This is a genomic window from Curtobacterium sp. HSID17257, assembly GCF_003989515.1.
In the GTDB taxonomy this organism is placed as follows: domain Bacteria; phylum Actinomycetota; class Actinomycetes; order Actinomycetales; family Microbacteriaceae; genus Curtobacterium.
Map to the genome: position 1 here is coordinate 1 of NZ_RBLU01000161.1, position 5,575 is coordinate 5,575.

A 5,575-nucleotide genomic window follows, 5' to 3' on the forward strand; every position below is an offset into this window, starting at 1 on the left:
TCGCCGGGCAGGTCCTCGTGCGGCGCGGACACCCGCGGCTCGTACCGCGGTGCCGGCTCGTCGACCTGCGGGACCGCGCCGGGGGCACGGGTGCGGGTCACGGGCGGCGGGGGCGGCGGTACCGGCGGGACGCTCGGCCCCTGGCCTCGGCCCGGCGTGGTGGGGGTGGGACGGTCGGAGCCCATCGGCGGGGTCCCCTTCGGGTCTCGGTCGGTCATCGGACGGGTCCTTCCACGACGAGCAGGTGCACCGGCTCCTGGAAGGCGTCGAGGCGCACGTAGTTCGACGAGCCCCACTCCCAGCGCTGCCCGGTGACGACGTCGCGGACGACGAACGGCTGCTCGTTCGGCAGCCCGAGCGCGGCGAGGTCGAGGTGCACGGTGGTCTCGCGGGCGGAGTGCGGGTCGACGTTGGCGACGACGATCACGGTGTCGGCGCGGCCGGAGCGGATGAACTCGCCGGGGAGGTGCTTCGAGTAGACGACGATCGCCGGGTCCTCGGCGTCGTGGACGTGCAGGTTCCGGAGCTGCCGCAGCGCGGGGTGCGCCTGGCGGAACCGGTTCAGCATCGTCACGTACGGGGCGAGGCTCGCACCCTCGGCCTCGGCCAGGGCGAAGTCGCGCGGCTTGTACTCGTACTTCTCGTTGTCGATGTTCTCCTCGGACCCCGGGCGGGCGACGTCCTCGAAGAGCTCGTAGCCGGCGTACATGCCCCAGGTCGGAGCACCGGTCGCGGCGAGCGCGGCGCGCACCTTGTAGCCGGCGCGACCGCCGAACTGCAGGTACTCGGTCAGGATGTCGGGCGTGTTCACGAAGAGGTTCGGGCGCAGGTAAGCGCTCGTCTCGTGGCTGAGCTCGGTGAAGTACTCCTCGATCTCCTCCTTCGTGTTCCGCCACGTGAAGTACGTGTACGACTGCTGGAACCCGGCCTCGGCCAGCGCGCGCATCATCGCCGGACGGGTGAAGGCCTCGGCGAGGAACACCGTGTCCGGGTGCTGGTCGCGGACCTCGCGGATGACCCGCTCCCAGAACCAGAGTGGCTTCGTGTGCGGGTTGTCGACGCGGAAGATGCGGATGCCGAACGCGATCCAGTGCTCGAGGACCCGCAGGACCTCGGCGACGATGCCCTCGGGGTCGCTGTCGAACTGGATCGGGTAGATGTCCTGGTACCGCTTCGGCGGGTTCTCGGCCGTCGCGATCGAGCCGTCGGCGCGGACCGTGAACCACTCCGGGTGCTGCTCGACCCACGGGTGGTCGGGGGAGCACTGCAGCGCGAAGTCGAGGGCGACCTCCATCCCGCTGTTCTTCGCCGTCTCGACGAAGTCGCGGAAGTCGTCCTCGGAGCCGAGGTCGGGGTGGATGGTGTCGTGTCCGCCCTCGGGTCCTCCGATCGCCCAGGGGCTGCCCGGGTCGTGCGGTCCGGGGGTGAGGGTGTTGTTCGGCCCCTTGCGTGCGGTCGTGCCGATCGGGTGGATCGGCGGGAGGTAGACCACGTCGAAGCCCATGCGCGCCACGGCCGGCAGCCGGCGTGCCGCGGTGCGGAAGTCACCGCTCCGCCAGGAGCCGTCGGGGTTCTTCTTCGCCCCTTCGCTGCGGGGGAAGAACTCGTACCAGGCGCCGACGCCTGCACGCTGCCGCTCGACGTCGAGGAGCTGCGTGGGGGAGTGCGTCCGGAGCGAGGTCAGCGGCGAGTCCTCGACCTCGCCCGTGATGCGGGGGTCGTCGACGGCCGCCAGGCGCTCGGTCGGCTCGAGGCCGGTGTCACGCAGCTGCTCGGCGGCGCGGACGGCAGCGCTCGAGTCGGTCTCGGTCGCGAGGCGGTCGAGCAGGACGGCTCCGTCGAGGAGCGTCGCCTCGGTGTCGACACCGGCGGCGATCTTGAGCCGGGCTGCGTGCAACCACGTCGCCCAGTCGTCGGAGAACGACTCGACGTGCCACGTCCAGACGCCGACGTGGTCGACCTGCACGGTCGCCTCGTACCGGTCGGTGCCGGGGGCGCCGAGCAGCATCGGGACCGTGCGCGTGCCGCCGTCCGGGCGTTCGAGCACGAGGTCGGCGCCGATGACACCGTGGCCCTCGCGGAAGACGGTCGCGCCGAACGTGATCACCTCGCCGTCGAACGCCTTGCCCGGGAACCCGTTCGGGGTCGTCGGCGCGAGCTGGGTGATCGGGATGCGTCCGATCTTCGGTCGGCGGGGTCGATCTGCGGTGGCCACGGAGCCGACGCTACCCGGCCGGAGCGTCCGCGTTCCCCGGAACGCGTTCCCTGTGCAGTGTCGGGCGCGTCACACGACCTGTGCAGGAGGCGAGCGCGGCCGGCGGAACGGCCCTACGCCACCTCGAAGACGTGGATGCCGGGCCCGTACGCCGTGAAGACCTGGCCGCCCGGCCGGAGCCGCTCGTGGTCCCGGTGCTTCTCGCTCGACCACGCCAACCGGTACCCGAGCACGTCCTGGCGTTCGGGCAGCGTCAGGTCACGCGTCCGCCCGCTGCCGTGCACCACCACGAGCACCCGGTCGAACGGCTCGTGCTCCGGCGTCGACTCGACGAAGTACTGCACGACCCGGTGGATCGGCTGGTCCCACCCCTCGGACGTCATCGGGTGCCCGTCGGGCCCGTACCAGGCCATCCGCGAGGCGCCCGGGGTCTCCTGCCCCTCGACGCCGAAGCGGGTCGGTCGGAGCGCCGGGTGCGCGGCGCGGAGCCGTGCGAGCGCCGCGACGGCCTCGGTCATGGCCTCGGCGTCCTCGTCGTCCGTCCAGTCGACGGCGGTCAGGTCCTCGGACACCACGTAGGCGTTGTTGTTCCCGTGCTGCGTCCGGCTGCGCTCGTCGCCCGCGGTCAGCATCGGGACGCCGGCGGAGAGCATGAGGGTACCGACCAGGTTCCGCATCGAGCGGCCCCGGGCAGCGCGCACGCCCCGGTCCGCCGTGTCGCCCTCGACGCCGTGGTTGAACGAGCGGTTGTCGTCGGAGCCGTCCCGGCCGTCCTCGCCGTTCGCCGCGTTGTGCTTCCGGTCGTGGGAGACCAGGTCGAGCAGCGTGAACCCGTCGTGCGCCGTCACGAAGTTGATGCTCGCGAGCGGACCGCGCTCCTGACCGAAGGTGCCCCGGGACCCGGTCAGGGCCTCCGCGAGGCGACCGATGCCCGCGTGCGGGGTGCCGTTCCGCCGTTCCTCGGCGACGTCGGTCAGCCAGAACTGCCGGACGGTGTTCCGGAACCCGTCGTTCCACTCGCTCGTCCCGGCGCCGAACGCGCCCGTGCGCCACCCGTCGGGTCCGACGTCCCACGGCTCGGCGACGACGAGCACGTCCTGCAGGTCCGGGTGCTGCCGGATGCGTTCGAGCAGCGGGTGCGCCGGGTCGAACACGTGGTCCGCGTCGCGGGCGAGCGCTGCCATCAGGTCGAAGCGGAAGCCGTCGACCTGCACCTCGCGTGCCCAGTAGCGCAGGCTGTCGACGACCAGGTCCGCGGTGGCCTCCACCGACGTGTCGAGGGTGTTCCCGCAGCCGGTGGTGTCGTAGTACGACGCACCGTCCTCGGTCCAGCGGTAGCGCGCCGCCCCGTCGATCCCGCGGAGCGACGAGGTCGGCCCGCCCAAGCCCTCCTCGGCGGTGTGGTTGTAGACCACGTCGAGGAGCACCTGGATGCCGGCCTCGTGCAGGAGCCGGACCATGCCCTTGAACTCGCGGAGCACCGCCGAGGCCCCCGCGGCACGGGCGTCTGCGGACGCGTACGCCGCGTGCGGGGCGAAGAACCCGACCGTGTTGTAGCCCCACGCGTTCTCGCGGCCGGCCTCGCGCAGCCAGGTCTCGGTGTCGAAGGCGTGCACGGGCAGCAGCTCGAGGGTCGTCACCCCGATGCGACGCAGGTGGGCGATGGTGCTCGGGTGCGCCACCCCGGCGTACGTGCCACGCAGGTGCTCCGGGACGTCCGGGTTGGCCGCGGTCACCGTGCGGACGTTCGCCTCGTACACGACCGCCCGGTCCAGGGGCACGTCGGGCTTCCCGACACCGCCCCAGTCGAAGGCGTCGTCGACGACCACGCTCGTCCACCGCGGGCCGCCGCCGTCCGGGCCGGCCGTCGACGGGACGATGCCCCGCGCGTACGGGTCGAGCAGCGGTCGCTCGGGATCGAACTCGTGACGGGGGCCCTGGGGCCCGTCGACCAGCAGGTGGTAGCGGTCCCCGGGTCGCACGTCCGGCGTCCCGGCCGTCCAGCGGTCGGTGTCGTCGACCCGCGACAGGGTGTGGCGGGTCTCGCGCCCGTCGGTTTCGACGACCACGAGGGTCACCGCCGTCGCCGAGGCGGAACGCACCGAGAAGCGGGGCGCGCCGTCACCGAGGCGGAAGCCGGGGGTCTCGTCGATCACGGTGCGGTGCATGACGACCAGGGTACGAGGGGGCGCGGGTACCCTGTGAACGCACACGGAAGGGGAGTGGGTCATGCCGGTCTACCTCGACCACGCGGCGACGACGCCCGTCCTGCCCGCGGCGCTCGCCGCGTTCACCGAGGCGCTCGCCACGGTGGGCAACCCGTCGTCGATCCACAGCGCAGGCCAGCGCGCGAAGATGCTGCTCGAGGACGGTCGCGCCGCGGTCGCCCGGTCGCTCGACGCCGAGCCGGTCGAGGTCGTCTTCACCTCGGGTGGCACCGAGAGCATCAACCTCGCGATCAAGGGCACGTACTGGGCGCGGCAGCAGGACCGACCCCGGCCGCGGATCGTCCTGCCGGCGGGCGAGCACCACGCCACCGTCGACACGGTCGAGTGGCTCGAGCGCCACGAGGGCGCGGTCGTCGACGTGGTCCCGCTGGACGCGCAGGGTCGCGTGGACCTCGTCGGCCTGGAGGCGCGGCTCGCCGACGCCTCGGACGTCGCCCTGGTCACGTTCCTGTGGGCGAACAACGAGGTCGGCACCCTGCAGCCGGTCACCCGGATCGTCGAGCTCGCGCACGCCGCCGGCGTGCCCGTGCACAGCGACGCCGTCGCGGCCTACGGCCAGGTCCCGGTGTCGTTCGCCGCGTCCGGCCTCGACGCGCTCAGCGTCTCGGCGCACAAGATCGGCGGGCCGGTCGGCATCGGGGCGCTCGTCCTCGGTCGCCGTGCGATGGTCGAGCCGCTCATCCACGGTGGTGGTCAGCAGCGGCAGGTCCGCAGCGGCACGCAGGACGCCCCGGCCGCGGCGGCCTTCGGCGTCGCCGCGGCGGCCGGCCTGCACGACGCCTCGGTCCTGCGCGACCGGCTCGTCGCGGGAGTGCTCGAAGCGGTGCCGACCGCCGTGCTCATGGGCGACCCGGTCGACCGGCTCCCCGGCAACGCCCACTTCACCTTCCCCGGGTGCGAGGGGGACTCGCTGCTGTTCCTGCTCGACGCGGCGGGGGTCGCGGTGTCGACCGGGTCCGCGTGCCAGGCCGGCGTCCCGGAGGCGTCGCACGTGCTGCTCGGCATGGGCCTGTCCGAGGACGAGGCGCGCGGTGCCCTGCGGATCACGCTCGGACGCACCTCGACCGACGCCGACGTCGACGCGTTCCTCGCGGCGCTGCCCGACGCGGTGGCGCGGGCGAGCCGAGCGGGC

General features: G+C 73.1%; 3 protein-coding genes and 1 pseudogene. 1 reads left to right on the forward strand and 3 read right to left on the reverse strand.

What is annotated here, in order from left to right; translation table 11 throughout:
• From D8M35_RS15205 to D8M35_RS15215, 3 genes and pseudogenes are all read right to left on the reverse strand, one after another.
• A pseudogene (locus D8M35_RS15205) lies at nucleotides 1–218 on the reverse strand (hypothetical protein); the annotation flags it as partial.
• On the reverse strand, nucleotides 215–2,215 hold the full coding sequence (locus D8M35_RS15210; protein ID WP_174234765.1) for an alpha-1,4-glucan--maltose-1-phosphate maltosyltransferase: 2,001 nt from the start codon (nucleotides 2,213–2,215) through the stop codon (nucleotides 215–217). The pseudogene D8M35_RS15205 and the gene D8M35_RS15210, both read right to left, overlap by 4 nt.
• A gap of 113 nt (nucleotides 2,216–2,328) precedes the next feature.
• The gene (locus D8M35_RS15215; RefSeq protein ID WP_126892590.1) at nucleotides 2,329–4,383 is read right to left on the reverse strand and encodes a glycogen-debranching protein; all 2,055 of its coding nucleotides are present in this window, start codon (nucleotides 4,381–4,383) and stop codon (nucleotides 2,329–2,331) included.
• Nucleotides 4,384–4,444: 61 nt separating this feature from the next.
• Here D8M35_RS15215 and D8M35_RS15220 point away from each other — a divergent pair.
• Nucleotides 4,445–5,575 (forward strand): cysteine desulfurase family protein (locus tag D8M35_RS15220; RefSeq protein WP_148113398.1); only part of this gene is annotated, 1,131 nt, incomplete at its 3' end.